Source organism: Paraburkholderia sp. 32, assembly GCF_050435345.1.
Lineage (GTDB): Bacteria > Pseudomonadota > Gammaproteobacteria > Burkholderiales > Burkholderiaceae > Paraburkholderia > Paraburkholderia tuberum.
In genome coordinates this window covers 867132-883535 of the sequence record NZ_JBNDKD010000001.1, presented here as the reverse complement: position 1 = coordinate 883535, position 16404 = coordinate 867132, and the positions used below count along the sequence as shown (strand labels likewise).

Below are 16404 nucleotides of genomic sequence, written 5' to 3'. Positions count from 1 at the left end.
CCGTCACATCCCGACCGTGACGCGCGTGAGCCCATTGCGCTTCAGATGACGGAAGCGCGCGAGCGCCCACAGCGGGAAGAATTTGCGATAGCCGTGGTAGCGCAGATAAAACACGCGCGGAAAGCCGGTCGCGGTAAACCGGGTTTCGTCCCACAGCCCATGCTCGCGCTGCTCACGCTGCAGATAGTCGATACCGCGCGCCACCGCCTCGTGATCGACCTCCCCCGCCGCCATCAGTCCGAGCAGCGCCCAGGCTGTCTGCGACGCGGTGCTCGGCGCACGCTCGTAGCCGCGATAGTCGAGCTTGTAGCTCTCGCCGCCCTCGCCCCAACCGCCGTCGTCGTTCTGGATCGACACGAGCCATTGCACCGCGCGCCGCATGCGCGGGTCGTCGTGCGGCATGCCGGCCGCGTTCAGCGAGCACAGCGCGGTCCATGTGCCGTAGATGTAGTTCAGGCCCCAGCGGCCGTACCAGCTGCCGTCCGACTCCTGCTCCTGCAGCATGTAGTCGAACGCGCGGCGCGCCGGCTCGCTGCTTTGCGGCAGCTCGCCGATCTGCGCGAACATCGACAGACAGCGGCCCGACACGTCCGCGGTCGGCGGATCGAGCAGCGCGCCGTGGTCCGAGAACGGAATGTTGTTCAGGTAGTACTGCGTGTTTTCCGGCTCGAACGCGCCCCAGCCGCCGTCGCTGCTCTGCATGCCGACCACCCATTCGCGCGCGCGGGCAATTGCTTCGCGATCGACATCGGATTGCGTGAGCGCCGCCGAGCGGTGCATCGCCATCGCGACCACCGCGGTATCGTCGACATCCGGGAAATGCGCGTTGTTGTACTGGAACGCCCAGCCGCCCGGCCGCACGTTGGGGCGGCGCGAAATCCAGTCGCCGCGCACGTCGAGAATCTGCAGCGGACGCAGCCACGCGAGCCCGCGTTCGGCCGCCTGTTCGGCGCGCGCTTCGCCGGTTTCGAGCAAAGCGTGCGCGGCGAGCGACGTATCCCACACCGGCGACAGACACGGCTGGCAATACGCTTCGTCGTCCTTGACGACGAGCAGCTTGTCGAGAGATTTGCGAGCGATCGCGCGATGCGGATGATCGGCCGGATAGCCGAGCACGTCGTACATCATCACCGAGTTGGCCATCGCCGGGAAAATCGCGCCGAGGCCGTCCTCGCCGTTCAGTCGTTCGTCGACGAACGCGACCGCCGCGCGGATCGCGCGCTCGCGGGTCGCCTTCGGCAACAGGCCATCGACCGCGCGCAGCACCGAATCGACACAACGGAACAGGCCGAACCAGCCCGCGTGCTGATGCGGTGCGCGCTCGTTCATGCCGGTGTTCACCGGCGCGCCGCGGAACAGCTCGTCGATGCGCACCTTGCGCGGATTACGCGCGAGCGGCCGCTTCGCGTTGAGCACCAGCAGCGGCACGATCACCGTGCGCGCCCAGTACGACACCTTCGACAGATGGAACGGGAACCACACCGGCAGCAGCATGATCTCGACCGGCATCATCGGCACCGCGCGCCACGACACCACGCCAAAGAGGGCTAGCAGGATTCGCGTGAACACGTTCGCGTGTTCCGCGCCGCCGTGCGCGAGGATCGCGTCGCGCGCGCGCACCATGTGCTCGGCATCGACCGGGTCGCCGATCATCTTCAGCGCGAAGTACGCCTTCACGCTCGCGCTGATGTCGAGCGCGCCGTCGGTGAAGAGCGGCCAGCCGCCGTTCGGCAACTGGATGCGGCGCAGATAACGCGCGATCTTCTGTTCGAGTTCGAGGTTCGGCGTTTCGCCGAGATAGTGGACCAGCAACACGTATTCGGCCGGAATCGTCGCGTCGGCTTCGAGTTCGTAGACCCAATGGCCGTCCGGCTGCTGCGCGGCCAGGATCGCATCGGTCGCGCGCGTGATCGATGCGTCGAGCGCGCTCGCGCGCCGCACGGGCGCCGGCGTTGCGGTTGCCAATGCGTCCGCCACGGCGGGCGCGTTGGCAACCACGGCAGCTTCGGCCAGGTCCGGCGCCGCATCGGCGGCTTCGGGCAGCGCCGCGTCGAGCGGCTGGGTGTGAGATAAGTCGTTCATCTGCGTTCCATCGGTTGATTCAGCAGCGTATCCGCGGCCTTCCGGCCGGAGCGGACCGCGCCTTCGAGCATCGCGGGCAGGCCGGTGGCCGTCCAGTCGCCCGCGAGCACCAAATTGTTCCAGCGAGTGCGCGTGCCCGCCCGCAATGTCTCCTGCGCGGGCAGCGCAGCAAACGTCGCGCGCGATTCCATCACCACCTGCCAGCGCGGCAGCGGCGCGACCGGCAGATTGACCGCCTGCGCGACCTCGGCCCAGACGGTCGCCGCCAGCACGTCACGCGGCGTGTCGACGAGCCGCTCGGCGCCGTTGAGCGTCACCGACAGGCGCTCGTCGAACGCAAACAGCCATTCGGCCGTTCCGTTCAGCAGCGCGGTGATCTGCGGCAGGCCGAACGGCGGCTCGACCGCGAAATGCACGTTGAGCACGGCCGCGAAACGCGTCGGCGCGCGCAGGCCCGGCACGAGAGCCACCGCGGCTTCGGGCGGCAGCGCGAGAATCACCGCCTCGTTCGCGCCGAGCGCGATGCTCTCATCGTCGAAATGCAGCGCCTGCACACGGGCCGGGTCGGCCGCGAACGTGATGTCGCGCAGACGCGAACCGAGCCGGATCGTCGCGCCGCCATGTTGCAGCAGACGCAGCGCCGGATCGACGAACGCGCTGCCAAGACCATTACGCGCGACCAGCGGCCGGCACGCGAGCCCGCCCGCGAGCAGCGTTTCGCGCACGAGCGCGCCGGTCAGTTCGGCCGACGCGTCGCGCGGCTCCAGATTCAGCAGCACATGCAGCAGCGGCCGCAGCAGCCGTTCCCACAGCGGACCGTGACAGCGCATCGTCTGCGCGACGCTGCGGCCCGGTTTCGCAAACAGCAGCGGCACGAGCGACAGGTAATCGGTCGGGCCCGTGTTCGGCACGCGCGCGTGCGCATCGAAAATCCACCACGGCAAACTCCCCGGCGACAGACGCACGCTCCAGCGCGAACGCGTGGCCAGATCGACGAACGGATACTCGGGCTGCGCGGGGCCGACCAGTTCGTCGGCGGCGCCGATCGCGCGCACGTAGTTGAGCGTCGCGGCATTGGCGGACAGCACGATGTGATTGCCGCTGTCGAGCGTCGCACCAAGCTTCGCGTCGTAGTACGAACGGCAGCGGCCGCCCGCGTGATCCTGCGCTTCGTGCAGCACGACCCGCGCGCCGCGCCGCTGCAGTTGCACGGCGGCGGCGAGCCCGGCCACGCCCGCGCCGACCACGTGGACGAGCTTCGGCATCAGCTCAGAAAAGCGCGTAACGCGCGACGATCCACAGCAGGCGCAGCTTCGGCTTGCGGACCTTCGTGCGCGGAACGTCGAAGCCGCGCTCCAGCGCGCGCTCGAGCAGCACGCGATAGACGCCCGACATGATGCGCGGCGCGCGCACCTGAGCGCGCGGCTCGCGATCCATGATCGCGTCGGACGCGGCGAAGTGCTGCTTCGCGCGCTCGGCGAGCGTCGCGCAGACGCGCGGCAGCGTCGGATCGTCAGCGATCTGCCGCGGATCCGTGGCCGCGATGCCTTCGCGCGCGAGCAGCTCGCGCGGTAGATAGCAGCGGTTGATGACGGCGTCTTCGTCGATATCGCGCAGGATGTTGGTGAGCTGCAGCGCGCGGCCGAGATGGTGCGCGAGCAGCCGGCCCGGCTCGTCACGCATCCCGAATATCCTCACCGACAGACGGCCGGCCGCGCTCGCGACGCGGTCGCAATAGAGGTCGAGCGTGGCGTCGTCGGGCGCGCAGATGTCGGCGGCGGCATCCATCGCCATGCCGTCGATCATTGCGTGAAAATCCTCGCGTTGCAGATGAAACGTGTGAATGTGCCGCGTCAGCGCGCGCAGCGACGCGCGCGGCTGGCCGGCGTAGCAAGCGTCGATCTCGGCGCGCCATTGCTCGAGCCCGGCCGCGCGCTCGGCGCGCGGCCGGTCGCTGTCGGCGATGTCGTCGACGGCGCGGCAGAAGGCGTAGACCTGGTACATCGCATCGCGCTGCGCCGCCGGCAAGATGCGCATCGCAAGATAAAACGAGCTGCCGGACGTGGCGGCCGCGGCGTCGATTTCAGTATCGTCCACGACAAGATTGGAAACAGCCAAGACGATCTCCGCTGGAGGCGCCCGCTGAAAGGCGTTCAAAGAGGTTTTTATGCCGACCCGCAGGGCAGTGGGCCCGCGCGCGCGGACACGCGCGAAACATCCGGCTGGGCGGCCGGAAACGGCGAAAAGTATAGCAATCTTTGCCGGTGACCGCAGTTTCGCCGGTCAATAGGGGGACGGGAAGGAAGGCCGCCGGCGCGGCGGCCTCGACCGCGCCGCCTCCGCTAGCGAATCAGGCTCCCGCGAGCCGGAACGCGACCGCGCAGTTGCGGCCCTGACGCTTTGCGCTATAGAGCGCCGCGTCGGCCTCGTTGATCAGCACGTCGTAGGCGGGCACGCCGGCGCGCGCCGTCGCGCCGCCGAGGCTCGCCGTGACCGGCACGCTGGTGCCGATCAGCTCCACCGGCGTTTCCTCGATCACGCGACGGATCTTCTCCGCCACCAGCATCGCGTCGTCGAGCGGCGTGCACGGCAGCAGCAGCGCGAACTCTTCGCCGCCGAAGCGCCCGAACGTGTCCTGTGCGCGCACCACGCCGGCGACGCGCTGCGCCATCACACGCAGCACCGTATCGCCGACGCCATGACCGAACTGGTCGTTGATCTTCTTGAAGTGATCGAGGTCGAACAGCAACATCGACATCTCGCCGCCGTAGCGCTGCCAGCGCGTGAACTCGTCGCGCAGCCGCGTTTCGAAAAAGCGCCGGTTCGCGATGCCGGTCAGTCCGTCGCGATTCGCGTACTCCTGCAGCTTCGCAACTGCCTCCTCGCGTTCGCGCTGCACGATGCTCACGTGCGTCACGTCGGAGATCGTCACGCACACGGCCACCACCTCACGACCGCGCATCAGCGGCATGAACGTGCAGTCCTGCTGCATGAAGTCGACCCCACCGGTGATCGGCCGGTCGTGATCGAACTTGAACAGATACGGGCGCTGCTCCCACGAGCTGAACGCAAAGCTGCCGAGCTGAAACACGCTCTCGATCTTGCGCGACAGCCACACGCGCGGCAGCTCCGGAAAGTTCTGGTAGATCGAGTGGCCGACCACCTGCTCCGCCGACAGGCCGCTATGGTCCTGCATGAAGCGATTCCACATCAGCACCTTCAGTTCACGGTCGAGCACGAAGATGCCAAAACCGACCCGCTCGACCACGAGGTCGCTCAACGATTCCACGGAGACGTTCATATACTGGACAGCAGCGCATCGAGCGCTTCGTTCATGTGACGGATTGATTCTTCGGCCATCAGCATCACCAGATGCGCGCGAAAACTCTGATGTTCGAGCGCGAAATTCACTTCGACGAGCAGCGCCACCTGCCATTGCAGCACGCCGGGCTGGAACACTTCGTCGAGCGTCAGCGTGTCGCCGAGCATGCCCGGCGCAGAAAACACCGGCGTGCGGCCGAGCTGGTCGAGTATCGACGACACGCACGCGCCGGACAGCAGGTTCGCGACGTCGAGCATCAGTTCGCGCTCGCCGACCTCCTCGTAGCTCGAACGCGCGTACGGGTCGCGGACGAGCGAACACAGCTGCGCGATGCTGTCGCTGCGACAGATCACCAGCACCTCGCCCTTGATGTCCGAGCGAAAGCCCTGACGCACCGCGCTGACTGTGTCGTCGATATGGGTCATCTCGCGCAGCGTGCGCGCCGCGTCGCTCACCGCGACCATCCGCACGCGCGGCACCGACAGTTCGATGAACGAATCGAGCAGGCCCGCTAGCCGCGTCGCGGCCCGGCCCATCGCGAGATTGGCGATTTCCTGTAGCGCGTCGCGCTGGTCTTCGGTGAAGGCGGGCTCAGACATACAAGCCGTACTCCTTGAGGATGGGCAGGACCGCCTCCGGCGTCACCGGCTTGGCGATGAACGCGATCGCGCCGAGCTCGCGCACGCGCTGCTGGGCGAGCGGCTGCACGTCGGCGGAAACGACGATCACGAAGGTGTTGAGGTCCTCGTGCTGCAACGCTTCGAGGACCTGGTAGCCGGTCATGTCCGGCATCGTCAGGTCGAGGAACATCACCGATGCCTTGCCCTCGCGATACAGCGTGAGCGCCTCGTGCCCGTTCGTCGCGTAGGACACGTCGACTGCCCAGTCGGGCGGCAGTGCCTTCGTGAGCAACTTGCGGGCGAGCAGCGAATCGTCGGCGATCACAATGGGGAGCATGGCAACGGCGGGTCGGGCGGTTTGGGCGGGTCGGATAAAGGAATCGGCTGGTTCGTCTGCGCGCTTTCCGCGCCTGGTTGTGTGCGTATTTCGTTCGTCGCGACAGCGGAGGGTGGCACACCTTCGCGTGATGCCGACCGATGCGCGACCAGGTACAGTGGCGCCTGTCGAATTGCAATTGCCTTTGGCGAGAGGGGGTGCGAATGCAGCAGGACGCGTTTGGCGAACCTTGACGATCCGGCGCACGGAGGTGGCAACGGCCCTTTTTATCGTGACGAGGATTGTCGAAGTAAAGTCGCGCAAAAGCAACTCGCCAGAATCGCTGACGGTAACGATCTGTTTCTCTGCTAGGCGAATTTCAGAAATAGATCTATCGTCGGGGCGGACATTTTTTTATCTTTATCCTTTTGTGTACGTTTGCGCTTCCCGATTCGTCGCTGTTTTAAAGCCGCTCTTAAAGAACGGCCGGCACGGCGGACGCCCATCTCCAACGCGTTGCGGCAAATTATTCCGTGCTGCGTCTATGCTTGTTCTGAAGGCGGCATGGTGCCGGCAACGGCCCGATACGGGGCTGCCACATCCGAACGACTTTTCGCGTCAACGACAATGACATCAGACCGGGTCGACTCCGCCCGCGCGGGCCGTCTTTCGCGTCGTCCTGCCCGCGAGCAGGACGACGCGTCGTTTCCCACCGTGCCGGAACAGAATTTCCAGGTGCGTCGCATCACGCTGATCGCGCTGCTGGTCGCGGCGATCGTGCTGCCGTTCGTCTACGTCGCGGCGATGGCATTCGCCGATCTGCGCTCGCGCGAGGCCGACGCCACCGATCTGGCGCTGCGCACGGTGCGGGTCGCCGAAGAACACGCGTTGAAGGTGTTCGACATGAACGAGACGCTGAACTCGCGCATCGTCGAACTGACCGACGGCCTCGACGACGACGGCATTCGCGCGCGCGAACACACGATTCACGACAAGTTGCGCACGATGGGCGGCGGCTATCCGCAGGTAGCCTCGGTGTCGATCTTCGGCCAGCAGGGCGCGCTGCTCGTGAGCAGCCGCCTGTATCCGTCGCCGGAAAATTCGGTCGGCCAGCGCGACGATTTCGTCGGCATCCGCGACGGCAACGTGCTGGAACGCGTGTCGAAAGTGATGACGGGACATGTGAGCGGCGAGCAGGTGTTCAACATGGGCGTCGAGCGCCAGGCGCCCAATGGCTCGTTCGCGGGCGTCGTGTCGATCGCGCTGCGGCCCAGCTATTTCGACGCGTTCTATCGCGAGTTGCTCGGCAGCAGCGACTCTACGCCGATCATCATGAGCCTCGTGCGCACCGACGGCGCGGTGCTCGCGCATTACCCGCGCGGCCCACGCGAGCCGACCGCGCTCGCGTCCGATTCGCCGTTCGCCGAAGCGGTCAGGCAGGGGCAGCGCTCCGGCGTCGTGCGGATGCGCTCGAGCTTCGCCGGCGGCAACCTGATCGTCGCCTTCCGGCACGTCGGCTCGTATCCGGTCTACGTGCTGTGCGGCTATCGCACGTCGGCGATCTGGGCCGCCTGGTACAAGCACCTGAGCGTGCTGGTCCTGTCGATGTTCACGCCGTCGATCGCGCTGTGGTGCGTGATCTGGCTGTCGCTGCGCCGCCTCGGCGCCGAAGAGGAAGCGTGGCAGCGTTGGCAGGCCGAGGCATCGATGCGCCGCTCGATCGAATCCGCGTACCGCCAGTCGCGCAAGATGGAAGCGCTCGGCAGGCTGGTCGGCAGCGTCGCGCACGACTTCAACAACCTGCTGATGATCCTGTCGGCCAACGTGCAGATCGTGCGACGGCGCGGCGTCGGCGGACTGGAGCGCGAACTGTCGGCGATGGAGCGCGCGCTGAAGAGCGGCCAGTCGCTGACGCGGCAGCTGCTCGGCGTCGCGCGCAAGCAGCCGCTGCGCACCGAGACGCTGTCGCTCGAACGCTGGCTGCCGTCGTGCCGCGAACTGCTGCGCGCGTCGCTCGGCGCGAAGGTGTCGCTCGTGATCAATAGCGGCGTCGATACCTGGCCGGTGCGCGTCGACGTCGCCGAGCTCGAGCTCGCGCTGATCAACGTCGCCGTCAATGCGCGCGATGCGATGGCCAACGGCGGGCGCTTCACGGTGCGCGCGAGCAATGTCGTGTTCCGTCACGAGGACGGCTTTCCGCTGACCGGCGAGTTCGTGCAACTGTCGCTCGAGGACACCGGCGGCGGCATGGCGCCCGACGTGCTCGCGCGCGCGTTCGAGCCGCTTTTCACGACCAAGCCCAAAGGCATGGGCACGGGACTCGGGTTGCCGCAGGTCTTCGCGTTCTGCGAGGGCTCGGGCGGGCTCGCGGCAATCGACAGCGCGATCGGCGCGGGCACCTCGGTGCGGCTCTATCTGCCGCGCGCGTCGACCGAGCCGCACACGGCCGGGCCTGCAGAAGCGCTAGCGACCGAAAGCGGCGTGCCACAGGGCCTGCGCGTGCTGCTCGTCGAGGACAACGAAGAAGTCGCCGCCGGCACCGAGGCGCTGCTGCAGACGATGGGTCATCAGGTCACCTGCGTGTTCAACGCCGACACGGCGCTGCATGTACTCGACGACGCCCGCGCGAAGCGCGCGAGCACCGGCGAGCCGCTGCCGTTCGATCTGGTGCTGTCGGACATCCACATGCCCGGCAAGATGAACGGCATCGATCTGGCCGAAGCGGTGCTCAGGTTCGACCCACAGCTGCCGGTCATCCTCGTCACCGGCTACGCGGAAGAGCTCGACCGCGCGCGGCACGCGAACGTGCGCGTGCTGTCCAAGCCGTTCGATATCGGACTGCTGGAGCAACTGCTCGAAACGATCCAGCACGACGCCGTGCAAACGAGCAACGATGCCGCCACGCATCCGGCCGATACCTGATGTCCGCGCCGTGCCGGCGTCATTTACCGGGCCTTGTAAAAAGCGCGGCGTTTACACGCCGCGCTTTTTTCATCGTGAGCCCGCGTCATGCGTAGCACGCCGGGCAGCGCGGCTGGGCATGGGACGCGGCGGCGCCGCGCGGCGGTGCGGGGCATGAAGGTTGCTTGCCTGCACACGGCAAGGGGACGACGCCGCGAGCGCCGCCCGTTCCAGCAGAACATGTCGGGAGACAACCATGCAACATACCGTGATTGGTTTATTCGACACTTACATGCAGGCCGAAACCGCCCGCGACACGCTCGTGCAAACCGGCTTTGCGCGCGAGAAGATCGAGTTGCAGGCGAACGCCGAACCTTCGGTTGGCTCGGCCACCAGCGAAGTCGCCAACGCGGGCGTGCTCGCGAATATCGAGCGCTTTCTCGCCAGCCTGTTCTCGACCGGGCCGCGCCCATCGGACACCGCGCGTTATGCCGAGGCGATGCGGCGCGGCGCTGTGCTCGTGTGCGTCCACGCGGCAAGCGAGTCGCATGCGGAGCTGGCGCGCAATACGCTCGTGCGGCTCGGCGCGACGGATATCGGCGACCGCCCGCCCGAGGCGGACACGCCGGCCGCCACCGACCGCGACCACTCGATACTCGATGAGCTGGGCATCGGCGCGGTGATGCCGGGAACGCCGCGCACGTCGAGCGTAACGACCGAGGCGGGTGCGACGCCCGGGATGCGCGACACCACTGCGACACCGGGAGCGGCGGGCGTGAGTTCGAGCAGCGGCGCAGCGGGTGCGGCGGCCATGACCGAATCGACCGGAATCGCCGGCGCGACGGGCGCCACTTCGGCGACCGGTACGACCGCACCCGACACCATGCCCCCTCCCGCCACCCCGCGCCCTGATCCGCTGACCGCCATGCCGCCGGCGGACATCGGCGCCGCCGCCAAGCCGTTCGCGCCGCCGCCGATCAGCGAACGGCCGATGAGCGATCCGGTCAACGAACCCATCGTCGATCCGCTCGCCGGCGATGCGGGACGCCGCGCGATCGCCGCTGGCTCGGTACCGGGTTCGGGCGCGGTGATGCAGCCGTCCGACATCGTCCCCGAAGGCGGGCAGCCGGGCACCGGTCCCGGCGCGCAGATGCCGAACGAATATCTGGAGTACGAAGAAGATTTCCGCGCGCACTACGACGAGCAGTACGCCGCCGCGAACGCGCGCTACGAAGACTATGTGCCGGCCTATCGCTACGGCGCGGAGATCGCTCGCGACGCGCGATTCCGCAATCGTCCGTGGGATGAGATCGAGCCCGAAGCACGCCGCCATTGGGAAACCACGTCGCCGGACAGCACGTGGGAGCGCTTCAAGCTCGCGGTGCGTCACGGCTGGGAGCGGGCGACCGGCCATCACCACGTGTAGGCGATGCGCCGAGCGACACGAGCGCGGCCGCCTTACGCGGCGCGCGCTGTGTTCGCGTTGCTTCGGCGGATGGTCAGGACGCGGTCAGCGGCGCTGAGGCTCGGCTACACCGCCCCGTGCCGCTTGATCCACGTGACGTAGCGGTCCATGAACGTCTGCAGGAACTTGCGCGTGCCGTCGTTGACGATCTCGCCCTTTTCGTTGATCACCGCTGGATCGTGCTTGATGAACACCTCGGGCTGCCCCATCGCCGCGACGTCGAGATAGGCGAGCACGTTGCGCAGATGCTGCTGAGCGAGCGCGCTACCGGTCGCACCGACCGAGGTGCCGATCACCGCGGCGGGCTTGTTGGCCCACGAGTTGGTGCCCCACGGCCGCGAGCCCCAGTCGAGCGCGTTTTTCAGCACGCCGGGTATCGAGCGGTTGTATTCGGGCGTCACGAACAGCAGACCGTCCGCGGCTTGCACGCGCTCCTTGAGCTTCTTGCCGGCTTCGGGATAGTCGGCGTCGTAGTCCTGGGAGTACAGCGGCAAGGAGCCGATATCGATGTATTCGAAGGTGAAATCGGCTGGAGCGAGGGAAATCACCGCCTGAGCCAGCTGACGATTGAACGAATCCCGCCGCAGGCTGCCGACGACCACTGCAATGTGATAGGCCATGTTCGCTTCCTCAGGTAAGGCGCTCGACGCGCAGAGAGTACGAACTGTCCATCATAGGCAAAAGCCGCGCGAAACGCCCAGGCCCTGGCGGATGTGGCCAGCTCATAGCGGATCGGGAAGGATTCTTGCGGCACCTGACGGTGGATAACCTCGCGGCTCGAAAAGTTATCCACAGATTCGCTGAATAACCTTGTGGATAAGTGGAACTTTTGCCTTGCCAATCAAGCATGCCTTCGGGCCAGGGCGATCTGAGGCAAATGGGACATCATCGACATTCTGGAGGACCGGATCATGAGTCTCGACTACGCAGGAAAATCCCACGACGAAGCGGTCGCCGCGCGCAAGAAAGCGCGGCAGCGCGCGCAGGAGCCGGCGGGCGGCGAGATGGCCGTCGACGGCGTCGAAGCCGATGCCACGCATAGCTGCGGCGAGTTGTCGGAACAAGGCAAACAGGTGTGGCGCACGGGCGCCGGACTCGATGGCGGAGGGAAGGCGCCGAGCCGCTAGGACTCGCGGGTTGTCCGTCGGCCGTGGCTAGAAGGGGCCGCTTGACGCCGCCGTCTCCCCATGCAGGCCGAATGCTGAATACTGGAATATGAAAGGGCGCCGTTGCCGGCGCCCTTTTCTCATGCTTCCTTGCTGCGTATTTCGACGTGCCGATCAGTTGCCAAAAAATACGTTGCAATACGACGCCGGGCCGTTGCAGGTCGAAGCCGGGGCGTCGGCGTGAGCGACACCCGAAGCCGCTGCGAACAGCGCGGCCGAAGCGATCAGGGCGGAGAAAATGCGTTTCATGGTGTGCGTCCTCGTTTGTGTGTGGGTTGCGCGATCTGATGCGATCGATGGCGTGAAGAATAGCGAGCGGGCCCGCGTCCACAAACAGCGAAGATGAGAAGACATTATTTTATAAATTGAAATAATCGCTATTGTGCGATTGCCTTGAATTGGTGGTCGACTGCGACGCGTTGATCGGCCCGTATGGCGATCCAACAGCCTTCGCGCGCAGACTCGAAATATCATTTCTTGCAACAATTAATTTCCGGTGTCATAAGCGGCCGCGCCGCGCGACGAAGCTCCTCGGGCATCGATTGCCAAGGGGCATATGTTCAATACCGATTCGCTAGGGCAGGAACGTGAGGGAGAATGGCGCACGCATCCGCAAACCGTGCGAGGACGACCATCCGCTCATGAATCACGACGTTTCAGGACGACACGCGCAGCGCAGCGCGCGGCCGACAGCGCAGCGACGGAGCATGCCGTGACGCAGCCAGGCGCTCCCTCGCTGGACGATCCCATTTATCTCGCCCAATTGCGGCGTGACCTCGTGCGCTTCGCCCGTCTGCAATTGCGCGACGCCGCGGCCGCCGAGGACGCCGTGCAGGAAGCGCTGACCGCCGCGTGGACTCAGGCCACGCGTTTCGCCGCGCAGTCGGAGCACAAGACCTGGGTGTTCGGCATCCTGCGCCATAAGCTCGTCGACACGCTGCGCGCGCGCCAGCGCACGGTCAATCTGTCGGCGCTCGAAGCCGAACTCGACGGCGAGGTGCTGCTTGATCGCGAGCTCTTCAAGGACAACGGCCACTGGTCGCGCGAGACCAAACCGCGTCCGTGGCCGACACCCGAAACTGCATTGCGCCAGCAGCAATTCTGGACGCTGTTCGAGATGTGCCTCGAGCATTTGCCCGAGCACATTGGACGCGTGTTCATGATGCGGGAGTTTCTCGACCTCGACATCGCGGCGATCTGCGCGGAACTGCAGATCACCGCGAATCATTGCAGCGTGCTGATCTATCGCGCGCGGCTGCGGCTGCGCACGTGCCTGAGCGAAAAAGGCCTATCCAGCGAGGATGCGAATGGGGAAATGTAAGGACATCACGCGGCTGCTATCCGATGCGCTCGACCGCTCCCTGTCGACTGGCGAATGGCTCGCGATCCGCCTGCATCTGCCGACCTGCAGCGGGTGCCGGAACTATCGCAAACAGATCCGCCTGCTGCGGGTCGCCGCGCATGTGGCGAGCGGAGCGGCGAACGTGGACGGAGCGCTGAGCGGCGACGAGTGATTTGCCGCTTTGCCACACCGCAGTTCAGCGCTCGCCGATCGGCACGTCGCGATAGCGTTCGAAAAAGCGGGCATGCGATGCTTCATCGATGCCGACAGGACGCGCATCGGCACTCGCCGGATGTTTGGCGAGTTGCGCGCGGGTGCGAATCGGCCGATGCGCGAAATTGCCGCCGCAATTCGGACGCACGTTGCGCAGCCTCGTCAGCGCGCAGACCTCGCAGAGCGTGCATTCGCAATTCGAGCATGACGGTGGCCCTGTTGTTGATGACGCGAGGCGCGGCTCGCTGCCTGGCGTCGCGTGAGGTTCTGCGCGCGTGTTCCGCTGTGCGCGCGTCAATACGCTGCCCAAATGGGTGAGGCTGTCGCGCGCGCCGTGCTCACGTCAACGCGCTCCACAGCACGAGCGTCAACGCGAGACCGACGACCGATACGATCGTCTGCAAGACCGACCACACCAGTACAGTCTGTTTAAGCTGGAGTCCGAAATATTCGCGGACCATCCAGAAGCCGGCGTCGTTCACATGGCAGAAGAACACCGAGCCGGCGCCGATCGCGAGCGCCATCAGCGAATTGTGCGTCGCGCCGAGGCCCGCGACGACCGGCGCGACGATGCCGGCCGTCGTCGTCGTGGCGACCGTCGCCGAGCCGGTGGCCTGACGCAGCGCGACGGCGATCAACCAGGCGAGCAAGATCAGCGGCATATGCGCCCCGACCGCGATCTTGCCGATCGTCGCGCTGATGCCCGCTGCGACGAGCGCCTGCTTCAGGCCGCCGCCCGCGCCGATCGTCAGCAACAGCGCGGCGATCGGCGGCAGGCTTTTGCGCAGAATGCCCCCGACGCGCTCGCGCGCCATGCCGCGCGACCAGCCGAGCGCGACCACCGCGAACAGCACGGTGAGGCCCAGCGCGATCAGCGGCTCGCCAAGAAAATTCAGTGTCTCGAAGAGCAACGTTTCGGGCTCGAGCAGGAGCTTCGCGACCGTGCGGCCGAGCATCAGAATGACGGGCAGCAGGATCGTGATCAGAGAGATTGCGAAGCCCGGCGGCTCGAAGCCGTTCTGCTCGGCGGTGAACAGCTTGCCCATTTCTTCAGGCTCGACGACGTGCATGCGTTTCGACAGCCAGATGCCATACAGCGGCCCGGCGAGGACCACCGCGGGAAGCGCCACGATCAGGCCGAGGCCCAACGTCAAACCGAGATCGGCGTGCAACGCGCTCACCGCGATCAGCGGACCCGGATGCGGCGGCAGCAGCGCATGCAGCGTCGTCATACCGGCGAGCGCGGGAATCGCGATGCGCAGAATCGGCTGCTGCGCACGGCGCGCCATGACGAAGATGATCGGCACCATCATCACGAGGCCGACTTCGAAGAACAGCGGCAGGCCGATGAGCAGCGCGACGACGGCCATCATCCACGGCAGCGTGCGCGGGGTCGAGTGCGCGACGATCGTGGACACGAGCCGGTCGGCGGCGCCCGATTCGGCCATCAACGCACCGAGCATCGCGCCCAGCGCAATGATGATGCCGACGTCGCCGAGCAATGCGCCGGCGCCTTTGCTGAACGCGCTCGCGACTGCTTGGAGCGGCAGGCCGGCCGTGAAGCCCGCCGCGAAGGTGCCGACCAGGATCGACAGAAACGGCGCGAGCTTGAGCATGCCGATGAAGATGATGATCAGTGCTAGTCCAAGCGCGCACGACAGGATCAGTTGGGTGTCGTGGGCGGCCCACGGTGTCAGTGTTGTCGTTACAGGCACGGCGGCTTTTTTCCTCTCTTCGTTTGCAGTCGATCGATGCAGCCGCGAGCTGGTGGTGCGGGCGCTTGTTTTGCCGGTCGATTGTAGCGGGAGGGATAGGTTGGGCTTTGGGCAATGCTTCGCGACTGCCGCATGATTTGCTTATGCGAATTTATCGGTTCGTCCAGGCTCGCAGACGAATTATCGTCAGAGCCAATCGGACCATCTTTTGGCGTCCGTTAAATTCTTTTTCGACGAGTATTCTCATGTCCCGTGATCCGCTGCTGACGCGCCGTACGTTTCTGGCCGGCGTAGGCGCGACGCTGGCCGCCGCCGCGTTGCCGGTCTTCTCCACCGCCGCATTTGCCGCCGATGAACATGCAAAAGAACTTCGCATCGGATATCAGAAAGCCGCAAGCACCCTGGTATTGCTGAAGGCGCACGGCACGCTCGAAAAGCGGCTCGCGCCACTTGGCATCACGGTCAAATGGACCGAGTTTCCGGCTGGGCCGCAATTGCTGGAAGGGCTGAACGTCGGCGCGATCGATTTCGGCTATGTGGGCGAGGCGCCGCCCGTGTTCGCGCAGGCCGCGGGGGCCAATTTCGTCTACACGGCGTATGAAATTCCGACGCCGCACGCCGAAGGCATCCTCGTGCATCCGGACGCGCCAATCAAAACCTTGGCCGATTTGAAGGGAAAGAAGATTGCGCTGAACAAGGGCTCGGATGTGCACTGGTTTCTCGTCGCCGCGTTGCAGAAGAACGGCGTGAAGTTCAGCGAGATCCAACCCGTGTATCTGCCGCCCGCCGATGCACGCGCGGCCTTCGAGCGCGGTGCGGTCGATGCGTGGGCGATCTGGGATCCGTTCCTCGAAGCCGCCAGGCGGCAAACGAACGCGCGGCAGCTCGCCGATGCCGAGGGTATCGTGAGTCACCACCAGTTCTTTCTGAGCGCGCGGCCCTTCGCGCAACAGAACGGCGACGTCCTCGCGATCGTGATCGATGAAGTCGGCAAGGAAGGGGAGTGGGTGCGCGGCCATTACAGCGAGGCCGCCGCCCAACTCGCGCCGATTCAAGGGCTCGACGCGAGCGTGATCGAATCAGGCTTGCGGCATTACGCGCATATCTACAAGCCCGTCGACGCGAACGTGCTTGCGGAACAACAGCGCATCGCGGATACGTTCACCGAACTGCATCTGATCCCGACGAAGATCGTGACCAAGGATGCCGCGCTGTCCGGCAAAGCGTAGCGCAGCAGTTCGAGTCCGCATTGCCCACATCGT

At 65.9% G+C, this 16404-nt stretch carries 16 protein-coding genes; 6 read left to right on the top strand and 10 right to left on the bottom strand.

Annotated elements, in window-relative coordinates; translation table 11 throughout:
• Positions 1 to 3: 3 nt before the first annotated feature.
• The 6 genes from shc to OKW26_RS04130 form a co-directional block, all read right to left on the bottom strand.
• Complete coding sequence (gene shc, locus OKW26_RS04155; RefSeq protein WP_429352769.1) at positions 4 to 2082, bottom strand: squalene--hopene cyclase; 2079 nt, start codon at positions 2080 to 2082, stop codon at positions 4 to 6.
• A complete protein-coding gene (hpnE, locus tag OKW26_RS04150) occupies positions 2079 to 3347 on the bottom strand; it encodes a hydroxysqualene dehydroxylase HpnE (protein ID WP_429352768.1) in 1269 nt (422 codons plus the stop codon). The genes shc and hpnE overlap by 4 nt, the downstream gene beginning before the upstream one ends.
• Before the next feature lie 4 nt (positions 3348 to 3351).
• Complete coding sequence (hpnD, locus tag OKW26_RS04145) at positions 3352 to 4200, bottom strand: presqualene diphosphate synthase HpnD (RefSeq protein WP_429352767.1); 849 nt, start codon at positions 4198 to 4200, stop codon at positions 3352 to 3354.
• 232 nt (positions 4201 to 4432) lie between these two features.
• The gene (locus tag OKW26_RS04140) at positions 4433 to 5383 is read right to left on the bottom strand and encodes a sensor domain-containing diguanylate cyclase (protein ID WP_184057708.1); all 951 of its coding nucleotides are present in this window, start codon (positions 5381 to 5383) and stop codon (positions 4433 to 4435) included.
• Complete coding sequence (locus OKW26_RS04135; protein ID WP_184031036.1) at positions 5380 to 6003, bottom strand: chemotaxis protein CheC; 624 nt, start codon at positions 6001 to 6003, stop codon at positions 5380 to 5382. The genes OKW26_RS04140 and OKW26_RS04135 overlap by 4 nt, the downstream gene beginning before the upstream one ends.
• Positions 5996 to 6361 (bottom strand): response regulator, encoded by a 366-nt coding sequence (locus OKW26_RS04130; protein WP_090808122.1) that lies wholly within the window; start codon positions 6359 to 6361, stop codon positions 5996 to 5998. The genes OKW26_RS04135 and OKW26_RS04130 overlap by 8 nt, the downstream gene beginning before the upstream one ends.
• Positions 6362 to 6967: 606 nt before the next feature.
• Here OKW26_RS04130 and OKW26_RS04125 point away from each other — a divergent pair.
• Entirely contained in the window at positions 6968 to 9262 is a 2295-nt protein-coding gene (locus OKW26_RS04125) for a response regulator (RefSeq protein WP_429352766.1), read from the top strand.
• Positions 9263 to 9497: 235 nt separating this feature from the next.
• Complete coding sequence (locus OKW26_RS04120) at positions 9498 to 10667, top strand: hypothetical protein (RefSeq protein WP_429352765.1); 1170 nt, start codon at positions 9498 to 9500, stop codon at positions 10665 to 10667.
• Positions 10668 to 10771: 104 nt separating this feature from the next.
• On the opposite strand, the gene OKW26_RS04115 is transcribed toward OKW26_RS04120, so the two are convergent.
• Positions 10772 to 11326: an NADPH-dependent FMN reductase gene (locus OKW26_RS04115; RefSeq protein WP_090808128.1), complete on the bottom strand. Its 555-nt coding sequence runs from the start codon at positions 11324 to 11326 to the stop codon at positions 10772 to 10774.
• A gap of 291 nt (positions 11327 to 11617) precedes the next feature.
• Here OKW26_RS04115 and OKW26_RS04110 point away from each other — a divergent pair, with 291 nt between their 5' ends.
• Positions 11618 to 11833 (top strand): hypothetical protein, encoded by a 216-nt coding sequence (locus OKW26_RS04110; RefSeq protein ID WP_013092833.1) that lies wholly within the window; start codon positions 11618 to 11620, stop codon positions 11831 to 11833.
• A 153-nt stretch (positions 11834 to 11986) separates the two neighbouring features.
• Here OKW26_RS04110 and OKW26_RS04105 read toward each other — a convergent pair whose 3' ends face one another.
• Positions 11987 to 12121, bottom strand: coding sequence for a hypothetical protein (locus OKW26_RS04105; protein ID WP_018424013.1), 135 nt, complete (start codon positions 12119 to 12121; stop codon positions 11987 to 11989).
• A 463-nt stretch (positions 12122 to 12584) separates the two neighbouring features.
• Between OKW26_RS04105 and OKW26_RS04100 the strand changes: the two genes are divergently transcribed.
• Together OKW26_RS04100 and OKW26_RS04095 are read left to right on the top strand one after the other, a co-directional pair.
• Positions 12585 to 13193, top strand: coding sequence for an RNA polymerase factor sigma-70 (locus tag OKW26_RS04100; RefSeq protein WP_429352764.1), 609 nt, complete (start codon positions 12585 to 12587; stop codon positions 13191 to 13193).
• The gene (locus tag OKW26_RS04095) at positions 13174 to 13386 is read left to right on the top strand and encodes a zf-HC2 domain-containing protein (protein WP_429352763.1); all 213 of its coding nucleotides are present in this window, start codon (positions 13174 to 13176) and stop codon (positions 13384 to 13386) included. Before OKW26_RS04100 ends, OKW26_RS04095 begins: the two co-directional genes overlap by 20 nt.
• Before the next feature lie 24 nt (positions 13387 to 13410).
• Here the strand turns inward: OKW26_RS04095 and OKW26_RS04090 are convergent, their stop codons facing one another.
• Together OKW26_RS04090 and OKW26_RS04085 are read right to left on the bottom strand one after the other, a co-directional pair.
• Positions 13411 to 13725: a DUF1272 domain-containing protein gene (locus OKW26_RS04090; protein ID WP_429352762.1), complete on the bottom strand. Its 315-nt coding sequence runs from the start codon at positions 13723 to 13725 to the stop codon at positions 13411 to 13413.
• 40 nt (positions 13726 to 13765) lie between these two features.
• Positions 13766 to 15142, bottom strand: coding sequence for a gluconate:H+ symporter (locus OKW26_RS04085; protein WP_429352761.1), 1377 nt, complete (start codon positions 15140 to 15142; stop codon positions 13766 to 13768).
• A 245-nt stretch (positions 15143 to 15387) separates the two neighbouring features.
• On the opposite strand from OKW26_RS04085, the gene OKW26_RS04080 reads away from it, so the two are divergent.
• Complete coding sequence (locus tag OKW26_RS04080; RefSeq protein WP_090808135.1) at positions 15388 to 16371, top strand: sulfonate ABC transporter substrate-binding protein; 984 nt, start codon at positions 15388 to 15390, stop codon at positions 16369 to 16371.
• The last annotated feature ends 33 nt before the right edge of the window (positions 16372 to 16404 follow it).

Bases quoted from the DNA above. Each gene is read 5' to 3' on its own strand.
- OKW26_RS04095 (WP_429352763.1), top strand. From the start codon at position 13,174: ATGCGAATGGGGAAATGTAAGGACATCACGCGGCTGCTATCCGATGCG.
- shc (WP_429352769.1), bottom strand. From the start codon at position 2,082: ATGAACGACTTATCTCACACCCAGCCGCTCGACGCGGCGCTGCCCGAA.
- OKW26_RS04080 (WP_090808135.1), top strand. From the start codon at position 15,388: ATGTCCCGTGATCCGCTGCTGACGCGCCGTACGTTTCTGGCCGGCGTA.
- OKW26_RS04140 (WP_184057708.1), bottom strand. From the start codon at position 5,383: ATGAACGTCTCCGTGGAATCGTTGAGCGACCTCGTGGTCGAGCGGGTC.
- OKW26_RS04125 (WP_429352766.1), top strand. From the start codon at position 6,968: ATGACATCAGACCGGGTCGACTCCGCCCGCGCGGGCCGTCTTTCGCGT.
- OKW26_RS04105 (WP_018424013.1), bottom strand. From the start codon at position 12,121: ATGAAACGCATTTTCTCCGCCCTGATCGCTTCGGCCGCGCTGTTCGCA.
- OKW26_RS04135 (WP_184031036.1), bottom strand. From the start codon at position 6,003: ATGTCTGAGCCCGCCTTCACCGAAGACCAGCGCGACGCGCTACAGGAA.
- OKW26_RS04115 (WP_090808128.1), bottom strand. From the start codon at position 11,326: ATGGCCTATCACATTGCAGTGGTCGTCGGCAGCCTGCGGCGGGATTCG.
- OKW26_RS04120 (WP_429352765.1), top strand. From the start codon at position 9,498: ATGCAACATACCGTGATTGGTTTATTCGACACTTACATGCAGGCCGAA.
- OKW26_RS04110 (WP_013092833.1), top strand. From the start codon at position 11,618: ATGAGTCTCGACTACGCAGGAAAATCCCACGACGAAGCGGTCGCCGCG.
- OKW26_RS04130 (WP_090808122.1), bottom strand. From the start codon at position 6,361: ATGCTCCCCATTGTGATCGCCGACGATTCGCTGCTCGCCCGCAAGTTG.
- hpnE (WP_429352768.1), bottom strand. From the start codon at position 3,347: ATGCCGAAGCTCGTCCACGTGGTCGGCGCGGGCGTGGCCGGGCTCGCC.